Source organism: Methylobacterium durans (assembly GCF_003173715.1).
GTDB classification, from domain to species: domain Bacteria; phylum Pseudomonadota; class Alphaproteobacteria; order Rhizobiales; family Beijerinckiaceae; genus Methylobacterium; species Methylobacterium durans.
On the sequence record NZ_CP029550.1, the window covers coordinates 4,163,736 to 4,182,277 of the forward strand.

19 protein-coding genes are annotated in these 18,542 nt (G+C 70.6%); 11 read left to right on the plus strand and 8 right to left on the minus strand.

The window, feature by feature from the left end; translation table 11 throughout:
* The first annotated feature begins 78 nt into the window (after positions 1–78).
* From DK389_RS19085 to DK389_RS19100, 4 genes are all read left to right on the plus strand, one after another.
* Positions 79–513 carry a hypothetical protein gene (locus DK389_RS19085; protein WP_109891883.1) on the plus strand — a complete coding sequence of 145 codons (435 nt, stop codon included), beginning with the start codon at positions 79–81 and terminating at the stop codon, positions 511–513.
* A 235-nt stretch (positions 514–748) separates the two neighbouring features.
* A complete protein-coding gene (locus DK389_RS35680; protein WP_418291952.1) occupies positions 749–2,119 on the plus strand; it encodes a diguanylate cyclase domain-containing protein in 1,371 nt (456 codons plus the stop codon).
* Between the two features lie 62 nt (positions 2,120–2,181).
* Positions 2,182–4,185: an acetyl-CoA carboxylase biotin carboxylase subunit gene (locus DK389_RS19095; protein ID WP_109891885.1), complete on the plus strand. Its 2,004-nt coding sequence runs from the start codon at positions 2,182–2,184 to the stop codon at positions 4,183–4,185.
* A gap of 16 nt (positions 4,186–4,201) precedes the next feature.
* On the plus strand, positions 4,202–4,630 hold the full coding sequence (locus tag DK389_RS19100; protein ID WP_109891887.1) for a gamma-glutamylcyclotransferase family protein: 429 nt from the start codon (positions 4,202–4,204) through the stop codon (positions 4,628–4,630).
* Between the two features lie 10 nt (positions 4,631–4,640).
* Here the strand turns inward: DK389_RS19100 and DK389_RS19105 are convergent, their stop codons facing one another.
* Entirely contained in the window at positions 4,641–6,725 is a 2,085-nt protein-coding gene (locus tag DK389_RS19105) for a TonB-dependent receptor family protein (protein ID WP_162560721.1), read from the minus strand.
* A 255-nt stretch (positions 6,726–6,980) separates the two neighbouring features.
* Here DK389_RS19105 and DK389_RS19110 point away from each other — a divergent pair, with 255 nt between their 5' ends.
* From DK389_RS19110 to DK389_RS19125, 4 genes are all read left to right on the plus strand, one after another.
* Positions 6,981–8,102 (plus strand): PepSY-associated TM helix domain-containing protein, encoded by a 1,122-nt coding sequence (locus DK389_RS19110; RefSeq protein WP_109891891.1) that lies wholly within the window; start codon positions 6,981–6,983, stop codon positions 8,100–8,102.
* Positions 8,103–8,218: 116 nt separating this feature from the next.
* Positions 8,219–8,503, plus strand: coding sequence for an acylphosphatase (locus DK389_RS19115; protein ID WP_109891893.1), 285 nt, complete (start codon positions 8,219–8,221; stop codon positions 8,501–8,503).
* A 106-nt stretch (positions 8,504–8,609) separates the two neighbouring features.
* The gene (locus DK389_RS19120; protein ID WP_109891895.1) at positions 8,610–9,344 is read left to right on the plus strand and encodes a DUF599 domain-containing protein; all 735 of its coding nucleotides are present in this window, start codon (positions 8,610–8,612) and stop codon (positions 9,342–9,344) included.
* Positions 9,341–9,700: a DUF3253 domain-containing protein gene (locus tag DK389_RS19125; protein WP_109891897.1), complete on the plus strand. Its 360-nt coding sequence runs from the start codon at positions 9,341–9,343 to the stop codon at positions 9,698–9,700. Before DK389_RS19120 ends, DK389_RS19125 begins: the two co-directional genes overlap by 4 nt.
* On the opposite strand, the gene DK389_RS19130 is transcribed toward DK389_RS19125, so the two are convergent.
* The 6 genes from DK389_RS19130 to epmA all read right to left on the minus strand — a co-directional run bounded on the left by DK389_RS19130 (position 9,610) and on the right by epmA (position 15,200).
* On the minus strand, positions 9,610–10,464 hold the full coding sequence (locus DK389_RS19130) for a YdcF family protein (RefSeq protein WP_109891899.1): 855 nt from the start codon (positions 10,462–10,464) through the stop codon (positions 9,610–9,612). The two genes, DK389_RS19125 and DK389_RS19130, sit on opposite strands and share 91 nt — an antisense overlap.
* Before the next feature lie 49 nt (positions 10,465–10,513).
* A complete protein-coding gene (locus DK389_RS19135; RefSeq protein WP_109896588.1) occupies positions 10,514–11,176 on the minus strand; it encodes an RraA family protein in 663 nt (220 codons plus the stop codon).
* 79 nt (positions 11,177–11,255) lie between these two features.
* Complete coding sequence (locus tag DK389_RS19140; RefSeq protein WP_109891901.1) at positions 11,256–11,876, minus strand: glutathione S-transferase family protein; 621 nt, start codon at positions 11,874–11,876, stop codon at positions 11,256–11,258.
* Positions 11,877–11,985: 109 nt separating this feature from the next.
* On the minus strand, positions 11,986–12,726 hold the full coding sequence (aqpZ, locus tag DK389_RS19145; protein WP_109891903.1) for an aquaporin Z: 741 nt from the start codon (positions 12,724–12,726) through the stop codon (positions 11,986–11,988).
* A gap of 372 nt (positions 12,727–13,098) precedes the next feature.
* Positions 13,099–14,151: a lysine-2,3-aminomutase-like protein gene (locus DK389_RS19150; RefSeq protein ID WP_109891905.1), complete on the minus strand. Its 1,053-nt coding sequence runs from the start codon at positions 14,149–14,151 to the stop codon at positions 13,099–13,101.
* A complete protein-coding gene (gene epmA / locus DK389_RS19155) occupies positions 14,148–15,200 on the minus strand; it encodes an EF-P lysine aminoacylase EpmA (protein WP_109891907.1) in 1,053 nt (350 codons plus the stop codon). The genes DK389_RS19150 and epmA overlap by 4 nt, the downstream gene beginning before the upstream one ends.
* A gap of 143 nt (positions 15,201–15,343) precedes the next feature.
* On the opposite strand from epmA, the gene efp reads away from it, so the two are divergent.
* A complete protein-coding gene (gene efp, locus DK389_RS19160) occupies positions 15,344–15,955 on the plus strand; it encodes an elongation factor P (RefSeq protein ID WP_210206680.1) in 612 nt (203 codons plus the stop codon).
* 60 nt (positions 15,956–16,015) lie between these two features.
* Here efp and DK389_RS19165 read toward each other — a convergent pair whose 3' ends face one another.
* Positions 16,016–17,026: an acetyltransferase domain-containing protein gene (locus tag DK389_RS19165; RefSeq protein WP_109891911.1), complete on the minus strand. Its 1,011-nt coding sequence runs from the start codon at positions 17,024–17,026 to the stop codon at positions 16,016–16,018.
* Positions 17,027–17,416: 390 nt separating this feature from the next.
* Here DK389_RS19165 and DK389_RS19170 point away from each other — a divergent pair, with 390 nt between their 5' ends.
* Positions 17,417–18,022, plus strand: a complete 606-nt coding sequence (locus tag DK389_RS19170; RefSeq protein ID WP_109891913.1) for a cold-shock protein — start codon at positions 17,417–17,419, stop codon at positions 18,020–18,022.
* 16 nt (positions 18,023–18,038) lie between these two features.
* A complete protein-coding gene (locus DK389_RS19175; RefSeq protein WP_418291953.1) occupies positions 18,039–18,527 on the plus strand; it encodes a DUF192 domain-containing protein in 489 nt (162 codons plus the stop codon).
* Positions 18,528–18,542: the final 15 nt, after the last annotated feature.

The following is an 18,542-nucleotide window of genomic DNA, read 5'->3' on the forward strand; positions in this document are numbered from 1 at the left end:
AGTCGATCCGCTCCCGCATAGTCGATTTCAGACAGGTTCAAAGACCGGCTCAAGCAAAAGCCGGGGGAGCATCAAGAGATGATCAACGCTTCGCTGCAGGATTTCTGTAACCGTATTGCCGCCGCCGGACGCATCACGACCGCCGACCTGTCGGTGCTCGGCGACGAGCTTCTGCCGGACGGCATCACGGTCCGCGACGAGGCCGACCTCCTGATCGCCCTCGACCGCGCTGTGCCGGTCTCGAACCCGGCCTTCGCCGATTTCCTCGTCGCCGCGATCGTCGACTTCGCCGTCTGGGGCGAACGGCCGACCGGCTACATCAACGCGGAGACGGCGCGCTGGCTCGCCGCCTCGATCGGCAACGGGCGCGGTCCGACGGCGACCGGCGCCCGCATCGCGGTCGAGATCGTGCGCGAGGCCCAGGCGAGCGACGAGACGCTGATCGCCTTCGCGCTCGCCGCCAACAGGCGCGTGGCGGAAGGGGTCGACGTCGAGACCCGCCTCGCGGCCTGAGCCATTCTATGCGTGAGCGGTCGCCCGACCCGAGGATTGGACAGATAGTGCTGTCATCGGCCGCGTAAGACGCGCCCTTCAGCAAAAATGTTCGCCGATCCGCCGTCTTCCCCCGCGTGAGAGCGCGCCGATCGTAACGGAATGGCCGGCCGAAGATCGGATACTCGCCGCCGTGGCAATCGGGCGGGCAGGGATGGCCAGACGCGTCTCACGGAAGGCGGACGAGCAAGGGCAGGTGGAACGCCGCTCGTCCCGCTACGTGGCCCTCGACGGTCTCGACGCGGCGGGACGCGAGAAGCTCCTCGCCGAACTCGACGCCGTCCTGGCGTGCCGTGTCCGCGACATCAGCCTGACGGGGCGGCTCCGGGAGATCTACCGCGCCGCGAGCTGGCGCCACCGCAGCCGCACCATCCGGTTCTGGCTGCTCTGGGTTTCGGTCTTCAGCGCCGTCACCTGCCTGATCGACTACGTGATGCACCCGCCGCTCCTGGGCGTCTCCCTGGCCCTGCGCAGCGTCTTCATCCCGGTCTTCTACGCCGTCCTGGCCTGGATCTGGGTGCGGCCGAGGGCGTCCTGGATCGAGGGGGTGACCCTGCCGCTGACCGTCGCCGCCATGATGCTCGTGGCGGAGCTCCTCGGCAGCGCCGGAGGCGGCGCGCTGCACGAGCGCTACCTCATGGGCGGCCTGTTCGCGACGTCGACCGCGATCGTCGTCTTCCCGATCGAGCGGGTCTGGTCGATCGCCGGGACAGTCGTCGTCATCGGCCTGTTCCTGATGTTCGGGCTGATGAACCCGAATGTCGACGCCAAGGTGCCGATCCTTGAGACGACCTTCTTCACCTTCGTGATCGGCTGCCTCGTGCCAGCCCGGCAGGCGATGAACACCGTCCTCGCACATGCCTACCTTCTGAGCCTGCGCAAACGGATCCTGACAGAGGCGCTCGCCGCCGCGAACGCGCGGCTCGCGGTCCTGGCGGACACGGACGGGCTCACCGGCCTGCCGAACCGCCGCGCCTTCCAGGGCCGCCTCGCCCGGGACTGGGCCGAGCAGGCGGCACGATCGGGCACGATCGGCGCCATCCTGATCGACGTGGACCACTTCAAGCGCTTCAACGACAGCGCCGGCCACGCCGCGGGCGACCGCTGCCTCGTCGCCGTGGCTGCGGCGATCCGTGCGACGATGCCGGACGGCGCGCTCGCGGCCCGCTACGGCGGCGAGGAATTCGTCGCCGTCGTGCCCGGCACCCGGCCGCGCGACGATCGCCAAGCGGATCCGCTCCGACGTCGCCGCCCTCGCGCTGCCCCATCCGGGCTTCTCCGACGGCCGCTCCGTGACGGTGAGCGTCGGAATCGCGCTCGCACCCGCCGAGGGCGATGCATCCGTGGCGGAGGGGCTCCTGCAGTGCGCCGATGCAGCCCTCTACGAGGCCAAGGCTCGGGGACGCGACAGCGTGGTCGCCGCCTGGGCCATGAAGGTCGCGCCCGCCGAGACGGGCGACGTCCGCGCCGCCTGAGGCGGCAGCCGGGGCCGTCCCGGGTGCGCGCCCGCGCGAAACCTGTCCCCACCGACGAAGGTCGCCTTCCAGAACGCGCGCAAGTGCTTTAACGGGGGCGAAGCTTGGGCGCCGGTTTCGCCGCCGAGTTCCTTTGAACTGAATACGGTATTCGATGTTCGAGAAAATTCTGATCGCGAACCGCGGCGAGATCGCCTGCCGCATCATCAAGACGGCCCGCCGGATGGGCATCAAGACCGTCGCGGTCTACTCGGATGCCGACCGGGACGCGGTGCATGTCGCGATGGCGGACGAGGCCGTCCATATCGGCCCGGCGCCGGCGGCCCAGTCCTACCTCCTGATCGAGCGCATCATCGACGCCTGCAAGCAGACCGGCGCACAGGCGGTGCATCCGGGCTACGGCTTCCTGTCCGAGCGGGAGGCCTTCCCGAAGGCGCTCGCCGAGGCCGGCATCGTCTTCATCGGGCCCAATCCCGGCGCCATCGCGGCGATGGGCGACAAAATCGAGTCCAAGAAGGCGGCCTCCGCCGCCAAGGTCTCGACCGTGCCGGGCTTCCTCGGCGTCATCGATTCCCCCGAGCACGCCGTGACGATCGCCGACGAGATCGGCTACCCCGTGATGATCAAGGCCTCCGCCGGCGGCGGCGGCAAGGGCATGCGCATCGCCCATTCGGCGGCGGAGGTCGCGGAGGGATTTGCCCGCGCGAAATCCGAGGCGGCCTCCTCCTTCGGCGACGACCGGGTGTTCGTCGAGAAATTCATCACCGATCCGCGCCACATCGAGATCCAGGTGATCGGCGACAAGCACGGCAACGTCATCTACCTGGGCGAGCGCGAGTGCTCGATCCAGCGCCGCAATCAGAAGGTGATCGAGGAGGCCCCGTCCCCGCTCCTCGACGAGGAGACCCGGCGGAAGATGGGCGAGCAGGCCGTCGCGCTCGCGAAGGCCGTGAACTACGATTCGGCCGGCACCGTCGAGTTCGTGGCGGGCCAGGACAAGTCCTTCTACTTCCTGGAGATGAACACCCGCCTGCAGGTGGAGCATCCGGTCACCGAGATGATCACCGGCCTCGACCTCGTGGAGCTGATGATCCGGGTCGCGGCGGGCGAGAGGCTGCCGCTCACGCAATCCGACGTGAAGCTCGACGGCTGGGCCGTCGAGAGCCGCGTCTACGCGGAGGACCCGACCCGCAACTTCCTGCCCTCGATCGGCCGGCTGACCACCTACCAGCCGCCGGAGGAGGGACGCCGGGGCACCGCGATCGTGCGCAACGACACGGGCGTCGAGGAGGGCGGCGAGATCGCGATCCACTACGACCCGATGATCGCCAAGCTCGTGACCTGGGCGCCGACCCGGGCGGAGGCGATCGAGGCGCAGGGAGAGGCGCTCGACGCCTTCGCGATCGATGGCATCCGCCACAACATCCCGTTCCTCTCCGCGCTGATGGCGCATCCGCGCTGGCGCGAGGGCCGGCTCTCGACGGGCTTCATCGCGGAGGAATTCCCCGAGGGTTTCGCGGCGCCGGAGCCGCGGGGCGAGATCGCCCGGCACATGGCCGCGGCGGCAGCCGCCATCGACCACAAGCTCAACCAGCGTAAGCGCGGCATCTCGGGCCAGATGCGCGACCCCGGCCTCCTGCATTTCGAGCGGGACCGCGTCGTGATCCTGGCCGGCGAATCCTACCCCGTCACCGTCGATTCGGACGGCGAGGACCTCGTCGTGACGGAGGCCGACGGCACGCCGCTCGCCGTGGCGAGCACCTGGCGGCCGGGCGAGCCGGTCTGGACCGGAACGATCGGCGGAGAGCGCGTCGCGATCCAGGTGCGCGGCCTCCTCAACGGGGTCGCGCTCCAGCACGCGGGCGCGGCGGCCGAGGCCCGCGTCTTCACGAAGCGCGAGGCGGAGCTCGCCGCGCTGATGCCGGTGAAGGAGCAGGCGGGCTCGGGCAAGCAGGTGCTCTGCCCGATGCCGGGCCTCGTGAAGCAGATCCTGGTCAAGGACGGCCAGGAGGTGAAGAACGGCGAGCCGCTCGCCATCGTCGAGGCGATGAAGATGGAGAACGTGCTGCGCGCCGAGCGCGACGCCACGGTCTCGAAGATCCACGCCAAGGAGGGCGACAGCCTCGCGGTCGATGCCGTGATCCTGGAATTCGCCTGAGCGACCGGGCGGTCCCTTGCCGCTCTACTTCGCCTACGGCGCCAACATGGACGCCGCCGCGATGGCGCTGCGCTGCCCCGCCTCGCGGCTGGTGGGGCAGGGCCGCCTCCACCGGCACCGCTTCATCGTGATGCGGGAAGGCTACGCCTCCGTGGTGCGGGACCCCGCCCGCACCGTCTGGGGCGTGCTCTGGGACCTCGCCCTCGCCGACATCCCCGCTCTCGACCGCTACGAGGGCGTCGCGGGCGGCCTCTACGCGAAGGCGTCGCAGCCGATCGCGACCGAGGGCGGCGTCAAGCGGGCGCTGATCTATCTCGGGCGCTCGACCGCGCCGGGCGTCCCCCGCCCCGGCTACCTGGAGGCGGTGCTGCGGGCCGGCGAGGCGGCGCAACTGCCCGCCGCCTACCGGAAGGAGATGCGCGCGTGGCTGCGCGGGCCCGGCTGAGGCCGCACCGCTAGAAGCGGGTGCGCAGCTCCACGTACAGGGTGCGCGGCGGGCCCGCGAAGATGCCGCCATTGTCCTCCGCGCTGGCGCGGGTGAAGGTGCGCCTGTCGAAGACGTTCGCCACGCCGAGGCTGAGGCGGGATGCGGGCGTGACCGCGTAGGTGGCGCGGGCGTTCCAGATTACCCATCCTGGGATGCGGCCGAAGCGCCCGTCCGCGGAGGGGGGCACGGTGTTGGCCTCGTCGGCGAACTGGTCCGACTGCGCGTAGCCGAACCAGTCGAAGCTCCAGGGCCCGGTGGCGTAGCCCGCCCCGACCGTACCCGTGTGCCGGGAATACAGGCGCAGGTCGTTGCCCGCGAAAGCGCCTTCCTGGATCGTCGCGCGGGTGTAGGCGTAGGTGGCGTAGGCGCTGAGGCCCGAGAGCGCCGTGTCGAGGCTGGCGAAATCGTAGCGCAGGCCCATCTCGACGCCGCGGTGGAGCGTGCGGCCGACATTGACGTAGTCGCTGCGGATCGCGTCGAACTCGATCTGGTTGTCGAAGCTCAGGCGGAACCATGCGATCTCGGCGGTGAGGCCGCCGAGCGTGGTGCGGGCACCGATCTCGGCGGTCGTGGCGATCTCGGGGGCGAGCTTCTGGTCGCTGCGGCTGAGCGGGAGCTGCAAGAAATTGAGCGAGCCGAACGAGCGCCCGACATTGCCGTAGAGGAACAGGTCGGGGCTCGCCGTGTAGCCGAGGCGCAGCGAGGGCAGCGGCACGGTGTAGTGCTCCTCCGCCCGGAACCCGTTCAGGTTGTTCGCCCGCCCGATCGTGACGTCCTCGACGCGGATGCCCGGCATCACCGTCAGGGCGCCGAAGGTCAGCTTGTCGTCGAGGTAGAAGGCGTGGGCTTCTGTCGCGCCGACCGAGTCGCGGTTCGGCACGGGCCTGTACAGGAACGGGTAGGAGCCGGCGCGGAAGCTGCGCCGAAGCCGCTTCTCGTCTGCATCCTCGCGGATGTAGCGGTAGCCGATCGAGGTCTCCTGCGGGACGCCGAACGGGTCCGAGCGGAGGCCGAAGCGCGGCTCGACGCCGAACGTGTTGTAGTTGCGCGGCGTGACGTCGAACTGCGTCGCGAGGCTGTCGCGGTTCCGGTTCGAGAGCGCGAAGCTGCGGTGGCTGCTGAGATCGAACACGGTCGTCTCGAAGTACTTGGTGCCGTCGAACTCGTTGACGTAGCGGGCCACGCCCTCGATGCGGCTGCCGTCGTAGGATTGATACGCGTTGGTCGAGCCGTAGGGGTTGCGCCGGTAGGCCGCCTGATCGAGGGGTCCGGGCAGCTCCGCCGAGGCGCTGTAGCCGTGCACGCGCCCGTCGACGTAGCTCTCCGGCGTCAGCTGGACCCGGTACTTGAGCATCACGTCGTCGATGTCCTGGTTCGATCGCGGCCGGAAGGAGGGGCCGTGGTTGCCCGAGTAAAGCAGCGCGAGGCCGCTGCCCTCGCCGTTAGAGCCGCCGATCACGATGTCCGACTGGCCGTTGAGGAATCCGCCGGCCGGGTCCGAGCCGTTGAGATTGCCCCGCAATCGTATCTGCCCGCCGAAATCCCTCGGGATCGGCCAGGTCACGTAGTTGATGACGCCGCCGACGTTCTGCGGCCCGTAGCGCACGGCGGCGCCACCCTTGATCACGTCGATCCGCTCCAGCATGCCGAACGAGACCGGCGCCAGGGACAGTTCGGGCTGCAGATAGGGCGCGCTGGAGAGCGGCACGCCGTCGAGGAGCACGGTTGCGTAGCCGCCGAGCCGCGAGGCGAGGCCGCGGATGCCGACGCTCTGCGCGAAGTCACCCGTGGCGGGCCCGTTCGGGATCGGCGTCTGCACGCCGGGGATCAGGCGCAGCGCGTCCGTGATGTTCTTGGCGCCGGCGGCCTCAAGATCCGTCCGGGTCGCCTCGCCGCGGCTGCCGGCATAGATGCGCGCCGCCGCCGGGACGCGAACGGTGGCGAGCGGGCTCGCGGTCACGTCGAGTTCCTCCAGCGTCACGGATGCCTGTGCCGGACCTTCGGCGCCCGGAGCGGCCCCGGCGGCCGTGCAGCCGGCGGCAAGCCACAGCAACGCGACGCGCGCCGCGCGGTGAATATCGTTCGATCTGTGCATGATACAACTATAAATTTAGAAGTCTTGACGGAATAGACTTATTGCATCAACCTTGTTCTGGATGAAGATCTATTTCTATTTCGCGTCGTCTTTAGAAGTATTTCAAGAAATGCACAGATGCTTGGTTGAAATGAAATCCACCATTAGCAATCGCACGTTGATTCACGGGCTGGTCGCGCACCCCGCCGCGGATCCGAGGGCGGAAGCGGGCCGGTGACGGGGCGGGAATCGCCGCGGGGGCGGCTCCGCGCGGCCTGGAAGCGCCTGCACCGCTGGTTCGGCCTCGGCGGGGGCGCGCTGCTGGTGCTGATCGGTCTGACGGGGAGCCTCAACGTCTTCTACCGGGAGATCGACGCGGCGCTGAATCCGGCCCTCTACCGGCCGGCCTCGCCGGAGCGGCGGATCGGCCCATCGGAGGCGCTCGCCGCCGCCGCGCAGGCCGACCGCGAGCCCGTGAGCCAGATCGCGCCGCCGGACTGCGTCTGGCCGGTCTGGGTGATCGTTCACGCGCACCCCGACCGCCGGACCTGGACGACGATGATCGACCCGTCGGACGGCCGCGTGCTCGGCCGGCGGGACACGGGGACCGCCTTCGCCCACCTCGTCTACCGGCTGCACCACACGCTGCTGCTGCGCGACTGGTGGGGCAAGGAGGCGGTGGGCGTGGCCGGGATCGGGCTGCTGCTGTCCTGCTTGAGCGGCCTCTGGCTGTGGTGGCCGAGGCCGGGCCGCTTCCGTCGCTCCGTCACCCTGCGGCGCGGCGTGTCGCGCCAGCGCTTCTGGCTCGATCTCCACGGTGCCGCAGGCTTCTGGGCCTGCGCCGTGCTCGTCGTCGTCGCCGTGACGGGGATCGGCCACATCTTCCCGGGTCTGATGCGGCCGGTCGTCGGCGCGTTCTCGCCGGTCACGGCCCTGCCGTCGCCGAACCTGCCCGCCTCGGATGCCCCGCGGCTCGGCGCGGACGCGATCCTGGCGGCGGTCCGGTCGGCCCATCCCGAGGCTGCGGTCACGCGGATCAACCCGCCCTCCGGCAGCCGCAATTCCTGGCGCGTCTTCCTCGCGCCCCCGGGCGTCGACCCCGCCTTCCGCAGCGACGGGGTGCTCTGGCTCGATCCCTGGAGCGGGCGCATCGTCGAGGACCGGAGCTGGGGCGCGATGTCGAACGGGAACCGCTATCAGGCGCTTCAGATCTGGCTGCACAACGGCTCCGTGGCCGGCCTGCCCGGGCGCCTCCTCGTGTTCGCGGCGGGCTTCGCGCCCCTCCTCCTGTTCGCCTCCGGCTTCGCCGTCTGGCGCTCCCGCCGGGCGCGCCTGCGGGCCCTGGCGCCGGCATGACCGGCCTGCTCGCCCCCTGTTCGGGACGGCGTTCTCATCCGCGCTCCCGCGTGATACCTCCCCGGCCTGAACACGAGGGTGCCGCCAAGGGGCCTGCGCAAACACGGGAGTCGCGCTTGAGCGAGACCAGAACCGTCGACGTCGTGATCACCGGCCGCGTGCAGGGCGTCGGCTACCGCGTCTGGACGCAGCATCAGGCGCAGCTGCACGGGCTGACCGGCCATGTGCGCAACCGCGACGACGGGGCGGTCATCGCCACCTTCTCGGGCCCTGCCGACGCAATCGGCGCGATGCTGAAGGCCTGCGAGGCGGGCCCGCGTGGCGCGCGGGTCGACGCGGTCGCGGTGACGGAGCAGCCCGGATCCGAGACGTTTCCGGATTTCGAGATCCGCGGCGCCTGACGCCCGGCGCACTTCCCGCGTCCGACCGCTCGCGCGGCCCACCCCCTCGACAGGTGACCTGCCGCCGGGCTAGCGAGCGGCGGCGCTCCGCCCGACCCCCGACCGCATGACCAACCTTCCCACCGACGCCGCCTTCTCGCACCTCGATCTCGCCGCGCTGATCTTTTTCGTCATTGCCTGGGTCGGCTACGGCCTCTCGGTCGGGCGGATGCGCGGGCGGCTCGTGAGCCTCAGCCAGATCATGAACGCGCAGCGCGAGTCCTGGGCGCGGCAGATGATCGTGCGCGAGAACCGCGTGGTGGACACCACCATCAACGCCTCGCTGCAGAACGGCACCGCCTTCTTCGCCTCGACCTCGCTGATCGCGCTCGGCGGCGTCCTCACGCTCTCGCGCTCCGGCGACGAGGTGCTGAGCCTGTTCGGAACGCTGCCGTTCGGCGCGATCACGACGCGCACCACCTGGGAGATCAAGGTGGCGGGGCTCGCTGTCGTGTTCGTCTACGCGTTCTTCAAGTTCGCCTGGGCCTACAGGCTGTTCAATTACGGCGCCATCCTGATCGGCGCGGTGCCCCCCAAGGGCAGCGGCGCCTCGGAGGCCCAGATGCTGCGCGCAGCCCGCCGGGCCGCCGCGATGAACATCGCGGCCGGCAATCACTTCGCGCGGGGCCAGCGGGCCTTCTTCTTCGCGCTCGCCTATCTGGGCTGGTTCGTGAGCCCGATCATCCTGATGCTGACGACGACCGCGGTCGTCCTGGTGATGTGGCGGCGCCAGTTCGTCTCCGAGATCCGGGCCGCGCTGCTCTCGGAGCACCCGCTGAAGGTCAGGGAGCCGAATCCATGACGAACCCTCCGGACCCGATCCGCCCGGCCCGCGCGAGCGAAGAGGCGATCGCCGAGACCATGCTGCGGCTCGTCGCCGAGCGTGGGGCGGGCAAGACGATCTGTCCCTCCGAGGTCGCTCGGGCCCTCGGCGGCCCGCACCCGGACGGCTGGGGCCCGCTGATGCAGCCGGTGCGGCGCGTCGCGGTGCGGCTCACGAAATCCGGACAGGTCGTGATCCTGCGCAAGGGACGACCGGTGCCGGACCCGGACGATTTCCGCGGCATCTACCGGCTGGCAGCCGCCCCGGGCGACGCTTCGGGCGCGGCTTCGGGGACCAGTTCGGGCGACGGTGCCGGGAACGCGTCCGAGGTGTAGCCGGCGAGCCTGTAGGCGAGAAGGCCGATCCACTCCTTCACCGCGAGGTCGAGATGGAGGAGGCCGTCCGAGGCGAAGCTGTTGAAGCGGAACGCGTCGGCGAAGCCGCGCGTCCGGTAGTCGACCGGGAAGGCGGTGACCTCGAAACCCGCCTGCCGGAAGCAGCCGATCGACCGGGGCATGTGCCAGGCGGAGGTGACGAGGAGCCAGCGCTCGCCGGGCTTCGGCTTGACGAGATCGGCGGTGAAGAGCGCGTTCTCGCGGGTGTTGCGGGAGCGGTGCTCCAGGATCAGGCGTGAGCGCGGAGCGCCCAGCACGTCGCCCATGCGGCCGACGATCTCGGCCTCGGAGAGGCCCTGGCTGAGGCTGCCGCTGCCACCCGAGAAAACGAGCCGCGCGCTCGGGAAACGGCGGGCGAGGTCGGCGAGGTAGATCGGACGCTCACCCGCGTCGTTCACGACGATCTGGCGGCGCGCCTCGGACAATCCGGAATCGACGCCGCCGCCGAGGACGATGATGCCGGTGGGCGGGGCGCCGTCCTCGGCGAAGGCCGGGAAGCGCTGCTCGAGGGGCGCGAGCGCCAGGAAGGGCAGGGGCGAGAGCCCGGCGAGTGCGAGGCCGCCGAGGCCGAAGCCGGCGAGACCCGCGCCGGTGCGCCGCCAGCGCGTCGCCACGAGAAGAACGAGCCCGAGCCATCCGACGAAGATCAGGAAGTTCGACGGCGTCAGGACGAAGAAGATCACCTTCGAAAGCGGGAAGAACATCGTCCGGACGGGCCTCTGGCGGATGATCTCGGATGGCTTCGGCGGGCGCTCAGCGGTTCTCCGTCTCGGCCCTGAAGCGGGCGAGGGCGGCCTCGTCCGGCGGCAGCAGGCCCGCGAGGCTGCCGCCATTCTCGACGGCGCGCAGGATCCAGAGGTCGAGGCGCTGCTGCTCGACCGCCTCGAAGGCGACGACCTCCGCGATCGTCGGCGGCACGACGGCAACGCCGTGGCCGTCGCCGACCACGATGTCGCCCGGATGGACCGCCGCGCCGGCGCAGCCGATCGGCTCGTTCGTGCCGGCGAGGACGAGGCCGGGGGCCGCGAGCGCCGGTGCCTCGCCGCAATCCCAGACGGGCAGGCTGCCGCCGACCGGCAGCGCGCCCGAGACGACGAGTCCGGCTGCACCGCGGCGCAGGAGGCGCTCGGCCAGGATCGCGCCGAAGGGGAGGGCGCTGCCGGCACCTCCCGCATCGATCACGACCACGGCGCCCTCCGGGACGGCTTCGACAGCCTCGGCCAACGAGGGGCCCGCCTCGTCGCGGGCCGGGATCAGGCGCATCGTCACGGCGGCGCCGACCGCGCGCGTGCCGCCCGTGCGCCGGCGCAGGCCGCGCGGCACGCAGGCGCCGAGTCCCCGGCGCATCAGGGCCCGCGCGAGGCTCGCCGTCGTGACGGCCGACAGGGCATCCCGCAGGGTCGTGTCGATCGGCATGCCAGAGATCTCCATGCCGAGGGGTTCGGCCTCCGCCCAAGGTGGGTCGCGCACGGGTTCCGGCAAGCCGCGCCGGGGATCAGCAGATCGGCTCGGCGATCACCTGAGCGGCGCCGGGGCGGGCCGCGATCCCCGCGTACCACCGGGACAGGGCCGGACGCTCGACTCGCGCGTGGGGCAGGTGCAGCCAGCGATGCGCCGCGCAGCCGACGGCGATGTCGGCGATGCTGAAATGCTCCCCGGCGACGAAGGCCTGACCCGCGAGATGCCGGTCGAGAGTCTCAGCGTGGCGCTCCGTGCGGAGGAGGGAGGCCGAAATCGCGGCCCCGTCCCGCTCGGCTTCCGCGACGCGAAAGGTCTGGAGGAATGCGTCGCGCATGGCCGGCGTGAAGCTCGTCGCCTGCCAGTCGAGCCACTGGGCGATCCGCGCCCGGGCGCGGGCGTCGCCCGGCAGCGTGAGCGGGCCGCCATGGGCTTCGGCGAGATAGCGCAGGATCGCGTTCGATTCCCACAGGACGAAGCCGTCCTCCTGAAGGGTCGGCACGAGACCGTTCGGGTTGAGGGCCCGGTAGGCGGCATCGTTGACGATGCCGTGGGCGCCGCCCGCATCGAGCCGCTCGTAGGGCAACTCGAGTTCGTCGAGGCCCCAGAGAACCTTCTGGACGTTGACCGAGTTGGCCCGGCCCCAGAGCCTGCGCATGCCGTATCCCTCCCGTCTCCGCCGAACCGGGTCGGCCGGCGACGAGGGGACATCGACCCTGCGCGGCCCGCGCGCAAGCCCCGCCCGCGGGGGCGGGGCGCCGCGGAGTTCAGGCCACCGCCCGCTTCTCGACGATCACCGTGTCGACGATGTCGGCCGGCTCGTAGAGCCAGCGCGCCACGATCCCGGCGAGGATCGCGCCCGCGATCGGGGCGAGCCAGAACAGCCAGAGCTGCATCACGTAGGGCTCGCCCGCGAAGAGCGCGGGACCGGTGCTGCGGGCCGGGTTCACCGAGGTGTTGGTGACGGGGATCGAGATCAGGTGGATCAGCACCAGCGTCAGGCCGATCGGGATGCCGGCGAAGCCCACCGCCGCGCCCTTCGAGGTCGTGCCGATGATGATGAACAGGAAGAAGAAGGTCGCGAGCACCTCCGTCGCGACGCAGGCCACGAGCCCGTATTTGCCGGGACTGAGATCGCCGTAGCCGTTCGAGGCGAAGCCCTCCGGGATCCAGCCCGGCTTGCCCGAGGCGATGGCGTAGAGCACGCCCGCCGCGATGATGGCGCCGACGACCTGCGCGATGATGTAGGGAACGACGTGGTGGTTGGCGCAGCGCCCGGCCGACCAGAGGCCGAGGGTGACGGCCGGGTTGAAATGGCCGCCCGAGATGTGACCGACCGCGTAGGCCATGGTCAGGACCGTGAAGCCGAAGGCGAAGGCCACCCCGAGGAAGCCGATCCCGAGGCCCGGGAACGCGGCGGACAGGACGGCGGCGCCGCAGCCGCCGAAGGTGAGCCAGAAGGTGCCGAAGAATTCCGCCGTGGCACGGCGCATCAGATCGTCGCTCATGACCAGACTCCATGCGTGATGCAGGCGAGGGTCGACCGGGACGATGAGGATGCGGCGTCTTCCGCGGCGCGAGCGCCGGAGGATCGAACCGCGACGCGATAAGAGGCGACCGAAACGTGTGGGCCTGCGATCCGTCCCCTGCAATACGCTCGCGCCAAGAATCGAGCCATAGGAAAGCGCGCAACCGGCCGGAACGGTCGAGAAACGTACCGGCATTGTACTTGCCTGTTCAGACAACGACCACTGGGCGCAATGGCCGAAAACGTTGCCTCATCGATGAAGCCGACTTGGAATCATTCTGGAAACCACAGTGACACGTGCAAAACGCCCTGCTCGCGGCGTCGCGCATCGCGCGCCGTCACGGCCGGACGATCACGCGTCCGCAGGTCCGGGCGGGTAATCGTGTTCCGCGCCCGCCGGGTCGGTGACGCGGTAGCCGTCCCGGGTCTCGCGCAGGTAGGCGCTCCCGGCCGGGACCTTGCCGTGTCCGCCCGGGATGTCGAGGACGTAGAGGGGCTGGGCGAGGCCGGAGAGCCGCCCGCGCAGCGCCTGCATCAGCGCCTGCCCCTCGGCGATCCCCGTGCGGAGGTGGCCCGTCCCCGGGGCGAGGTCGCCGTGGTGGAGATAGTAGGGCTTGATGCGGTTCTCGACGAAGCTGCGCATCAGCCGCTCCAGCGTCGCGGCGTCGTCGTTGACGCCCCGCAGCAGCACGCTCTGGCTCACCATGGGGATGCCGGCATCCACGATCCGCGCGACCGCGGCCCGGCCGGCCGGCGTGAACTCGCGCGGGTGGTTGGCGTGAAGCGCCACGAAGACCGCGCCCGGAAAGCGCCTGAGCGCCGCGACAAGGTCCTCGCTGACGAGGTCCGGCGCGACGAACGGCACCCGCGTGTGGACGCGCAGGACCCTGACATGCGGGATCGCGGCGAGCGCCTGCGCGATGGCGCCGAGGCGACGGGCCGAGAGGGCGAAGGGATCGCCGCCCGTGAGCACCACCTCCCAGATATCGGGTTGCGCCGCGATGTAGGCGTAGGCCGCGGCGAGCTCCGCCTCGCTCAAGGTCCCGAGTCCGTCCGGCCCCACCATCTCGCGGCGGAAGCAGAAGCGGCAATAGACCGGGCAGACGTGAAGCGGCTTCAGGAGCACCCGGTCGGGATAGCGGTGGACGAGGCCGGGCACCGGCGCGTGCGCGCCGTCGCCGATCGGGTCGGCCCGCTCCTCGGGCAGGGTCTCGATCTCCTCGGGCCGTGGCAGGAACTGGCGCGCCATCGGGTCGGCGGGGTCGGCCGCGTCGATCAGCTCGGCCATGTCCGGCGTCACCGCGACCGCGTAACGGGCGGCGACCGCCCGGAGGGCCGGGAGATCCTCGGCCCGGATCAGGCCGGCGCCCGCGAGATCGTCGGGGTTTCGCAGCGGGCGGGTCACGGTCCGGCCTCCGCGACGGGCGTCCAGATCACGTCGTCGATCCGCGGGGCGCCGGTCGCCAGCATCACGAGCCGGTCGAAGCCGAGGGCGATGCCGCTCGCCTCCGGCATCGCGGCGAGCGCGGCGAGGAAATCCTCGTCGATCGGGTAGGTCTCACCGTAGATCCGCGCCTTCTCGGCCATTTCGACCTCGAAGCGGCGGCGCTGCTCGTCCGGGTCGGTCAGCTCGCCGAAGGCGTTGGCGAGCTCGACCCCGCAGGCGTAGAGCTCGAAGCGCTCGGCCACCCTGGGGTCGCGGGAGCAGGGCTTCGCGAGCGCCGCCTCGCTGACCGGGTACTCGCACAGGATGGTCGGGCGGCCGAGGCCGAGATTGGGCTCGATCCGCGCCACCAGGACGCGGCTGAACAGGTCGGCCCAGGTGTCGTCTTCGGCGACCCGGAGGCCCGCGGCAGCAACGCTCGCGGCGAGGCGTTCCCTGTCCGGCGAGCCGTCGAAGCCGATCGTCGCGAGGAGATCGATCCCGGCGTGCCGGGCGAAGGCTTCGGCGAGCGTCAGCCGCTCGAAATCGGCCTGCGGATCGGTCTCCCGCCCGCGGAAGGCGAGGCGGCGCGCGCCCGCCGCCTCGGCGGCGAGCGCCAGGAGCTCCGCGCAATCGGCCATCAGCACCGTATAGCTCTCGCTCGCGCGATACCATTCGAGCATCGTGAACTCGGGATGGTGGAGCGCGCCCCGTTCCCGATTGCGGAATACGCGGGCGAGGCTGAACAGGCGCGGCTCGCCCGCGGCGAGGAGCTTCTTGCAGGCGAATTCGGGCGAGGTGTGGAGGTAGAGGGGTCTGCGCATCCCGTCCGGCCCGATCACCTCGGTGGCGAAGGCGGAGAGATGCGCCTCGTTGCCCGGCGAGACCTGAAGCGCCGCCGCCTCGACCTCGACGAAGTCGAGTGCCGCGAAATGCGCCCGCATGCGGGCGGCGATGCGGTTGCGCAGGATCAGGAGCGGGCGCCGATCGGCGTGTACCTGCGGCGACCACCAGGGCGTGGGCGTGGTCACGGGCCGAACACTCCGAACGGCGCTCTGGCGTGGAAGTCCGGGCGAGACGGCATGGAACGGGCGGGGCCTCGGCTCGCGGCGACTGGCAACCGGGCCGCGGATGCGATAGTGGCGGGAGCGAGTCGTCCCCGCGGGAAACCGCGATGGGGGACGCCACCCCGATTTGTCAACGTCAGGACCAGAACCCCGTGAAGGTGATCGCCTCAACGCTCCGCAAGGGGAACGTCGTCGAGAAGGACGGCAAGCTCTACGTGATCCTGTTCGCCGAGAACATCCATCCCGGCAAGGGCACCCCTGTGACGCAGCTCGACATGCGCCGCATCACCGACGGGGTGAAGGTCTCGGAGCGCTACCGCACGACCGAGCAGGTCGAGCGCGCCTTCGTGGAGGACCGCGAGCACACCTTCCTCTACAGCGACGGCGAGGGGTTCCACTTCATGAACCCCGAGAATTACGAGCAGATCGCGGTGCCGGAGGACGTCGTCGGCGACGCCGCCCCCTACCTGCAGGAGGGCATGGCCGTGATGCTCTCGATCCACAACAGCACGCCGCTCACCATCGAGCTGCCCCAGCGCGTCACCCTGGAGGTGGCGGAGACGGAGCCGGTGCTGAAGGGCCAGACTGCCTCCTCCTCCTACAAGCCGGCCGTCCTCTCGAACGGCGTGCGCACCACGGTGCCGCCGCACATCGCGGCCGGCACCCGCGTCGTCATCATGACCGCGGACGGTTCCTACGTGGAGCGCGCAAAGGATTAGCCCGGGCCGCAGCGGGGTTTGCGGTCGAGGCCGGGCGGAAGCGCCCGGCCTCGATCCGTTTCAGGGGTTCGGTGCCGCGCCCTCGGCCTCAGCGTAGCAGGTCTCGGACAGCGCCTGCGCCCGCAAGGTCTCGGCCGGCGTGAAGCGGCGCCCGTCGGCCGACCACAGGCTCTCCCGACGCAGCGCCTCGGCCGTGCAGCGCGCAGCCCTTGCGCAGGCGGCCGCCTCGCCGCCGGTGCGCACGCAATTGGCCTCGTAATCCGCGTGGAATCGCGCGAGCCCGGCGCGCGGATGCGGCCCGGTCAGCGTCACGATCCCGGTCAGGGCGGCCAGGAGCAGCGGCTGGTGCAGGAGGTAGATCGCGAGGCTGTGGCGCCCGGCGAAGGCGAGCGCACGCCCCGCCCGGCCCGGGTGCCAGCGCCCAATGCGCGAGGCCGCGAGCCTCGGCAGGAACGCTCTCCCAGCGACGAGCCCGGCCAGTACGGCGCCGAACCAGGGAAACAGCGGCACGTAGTCGTTGGTGCGGGGGAGCGTGACCCCGAGTCCGAGAAAGCGCAGGGCGGGTGCGTCGAGAAGCGGGCTCGCGATCAGGTGCGGCGCTGCCGCGACGAGCCCCGCCGCCAGAAGGATCAGGGCCGGCGGAAGACGCAGGAAGGGAAGAGCGAGGACGCTCGCGAGCGCGATGCAGTGGAGCACCCCGAAGAAGATGAAGCTGTCTGGGAAGGCGAAGTAGGTTGCGAGGGTGATGAGAAGCGCCGCCGCCCCGATCCGCAGGAGCCTGAGCCCGAACGGGCGCGGCCGGATCCGGTCGCCGTTCATCAGCACGAGGCCTACCCCGACGAGGAACAGGAAGCTGCCCGCGATGAGGTGGGCGGCCGCGCGCCCGGGCGACGTCAGCGCGTAATTGTCGGGTGTCAGGCTCAGGAAGCCGAGGTCCCAGACCGTGTGATAGACCACCATAGCGACGATGGCCGCACCGCGGGCCGCGTCGATGACCGCGAGGCGCGGCCCGGGCGAGGCCGCAACCTCCGAAGCGGGAGCCCGAGAACTCATGGTCTGTGAGAGCGACATCGGCGTGTCATAGGCGAAGACACGGCCGCTGGCGCCTCCCCGAGGTCGAGGGATGGGGTCTGATCACGGCGTCCCGTTGCGTATTGGCGGTCGTCGCAATGCGCGGTTGCATACGCGACGTCCGGCCGCATCGCTCTCGAAAACGTGAAAGCGGGGCGGCGCACGAGCGGGCCGCAAATCTTGCGTCCGGCAATCTGCGAATCGGATCACGGGCTTGGCCGCGGCACCCGCCTGTTCGAGGCGGGCTCGACCTGTGGCTCAGCTGCCGTCTCGCGGGAAATTGCGTAGGCGCGCGCCAGACCTGCCGGCCAAACAGGCTTCCGCCGAGTCGGGACTTTGTTAATCTCGTTTGTGAACCGCAAGTCGCGATTCGGTGTGGGTTGCTTAATCATGTCTGACGAATTCGGATCAGGGCCGCGGGGCCTGCATTCGGCAGATGGCTTGGGCAGCGCTGCGCAGACCGGCGAGCAGGACCAGCCGCTCGATCTCGTCGAGGTGGCCGGCCGGATCAAGTGGTTCGACGTCTCCAAGGGCTTCGGCTTCATCGTTCCGGACGACGGCAGCGCCGATATCCTGCTGCACGTCACCTGCCTGCGCCGGGACGGCCATCAGGGCGCCAGCGAGGGGGCCCGCATCGTCGTCGAGGCGGTGGAGCGCGCGCGCGGCTGGCAGGCCTTCCGGGTGATCTCCCTCGACCAGTCGACGGCGACGCATCCGTCCGAGTTGGCGCTGCCCCGCACGCACGTCACCGTGACGCCGACGAGCGGCCTTGAGACCGCCGTCGTGAAATGGTTCAACCGCCTGCGCGGCTTCGGCTTCCTCAGCCGCGGCGACGGGACGCCGGACATCTTTGTTCACATGGAGACGTTGCGCCGCTACGGAATCGCCGAGCTGAAGCCCGGAGAGGCGGTGCTGGTGCGCTACGGCGACGGATCGAAGGGGGCGATGGCCGCCGAGGTCCGTCTGATCGACGGGGCCCTGCCGTCCTCCCATTGATGATGGGTGTATTCCGTTGCGTTGCGTCGTTCCGCTCCTCCGTGCCGGCCTCGCGCTCACCTGTCCTGCTGGCCTCGCCGCGGTGCCGCCCGTCCTGGCGCAGGCGGCCCCGCAGGAGGCGAAGACAGAGCCCCTGACCGTCGTCTCCAGATCCGGGGCGCACGCGTTTCAGGTCGAGGTGATGCGCGACGACGCGTCCCGAGCCAGGGGGCTGATGTTCCGCCGGAGCATGCCGGCGAATCGCGGGATGCTGTTCGATTTCGAGCGGTCGCTGCCGGTCACCATGTGGATGAAGAACACCTACCTTCCCCTCGACATGGTGTTCATCCGCGCGGACGGGACGATCGCCCGGATCGAGTCGGACACCGAACCGCTGTCGACGCGGGTCATCGCGTCCGGCGAGCCGGTCCTGTCCGTGCTGGAACTCAACGCGGGCGTCGCGAACAAGCTCGGCCTCCGGCCCGGCGACCGGATCGACCACCCGCTGTTCCGGAGCCCGCGCTGACGAGCGGCTGCGCTC

What these genes read in the sequence shown, in the direction of transcription:
- DK389_RS19085 (WP_109891883.1), top strand. Translation starts at nt 79, where the DNA reads ATGATCAACGCTTCGCTGCAGGATTTCTGTAACCGTATTGCCGCCGCC.
- DK389_RS19095 (WP_109891885.1), top strand. Translation starts at nt 2,182, where the DNA reads ATGTTCGAGAAAATTCTGATCGCGAACCGCGGCGAGATCGCCTGCCGC.
- DK389_RS19120 (WP_109891895.1), top strand. Translation starts at nt 8,610, where the DNA reads ATGACCAACCTTCCCACCGACGCCGCCTTCTCGCACCTCGATCTCGCC.
- DK389_RS19125 (WP_109891897.1), top strand. Translation starts at nt 9,341, where the DNA reads ATGACGAACCCTCCGGACCCGATCCGCCCGGCCCGCGCGAGCGAAGAG.
- DK389_RS19130 (WP_109891899.1), bottom strand. Translation starts at nt 10,464, where the DNA reads ATGTTCTTCCCGCTTTCGAAGGTGATCTTCTTCGTCCTGACGCCGTCG.
- DK389_RS19135 (WP_109896588.1), bottom strand. Translation starts at nt 11,176, where the DNA reads ATGCCGATCGACACGACCCTGCGGGATGCCCTGTCGGCCGTCACGACG.
- DK389_RS19140 (WP_109891901.1), bottom strand. Translation starts at nt 11,876, where the DNA reads ATGCGCAGGCTCTGGGGCCGGGCCAACTCGGTCAACGTCCAGAAGGTT.
- aqpZ (WP_109891903.1), bottom strand. Translation starts at nt 12,726, where the DNA reads ATGAGCGACGATCTGATGCGCCGTGCCACGGCGGAATTCTTCGGCACC.
- efp (WP_210206680.1), top strand. Translation starts at nt 15,344, where the DNA reads ATGGGGGACGCCACCCCGATTTGTCAACGTCAGGACCAGAACCCCGTG.
- DK389_RS19165 (WP_109891911.1), bottom strand. Translation starts at nt 17,026, where the DNA reads ATGTCGCTCTCACAGACCATGAGTTCTCGGGCTCCCGCTTCGGAGGTT.
- DK389_RS19170 (WP_109891913.1), top strand. Translation starts at nt 17,417, where the DNA reads ATGTCTGACGAATTCGGATCAGGGCCGCGGGGCCTGCATTCGGCAGAT.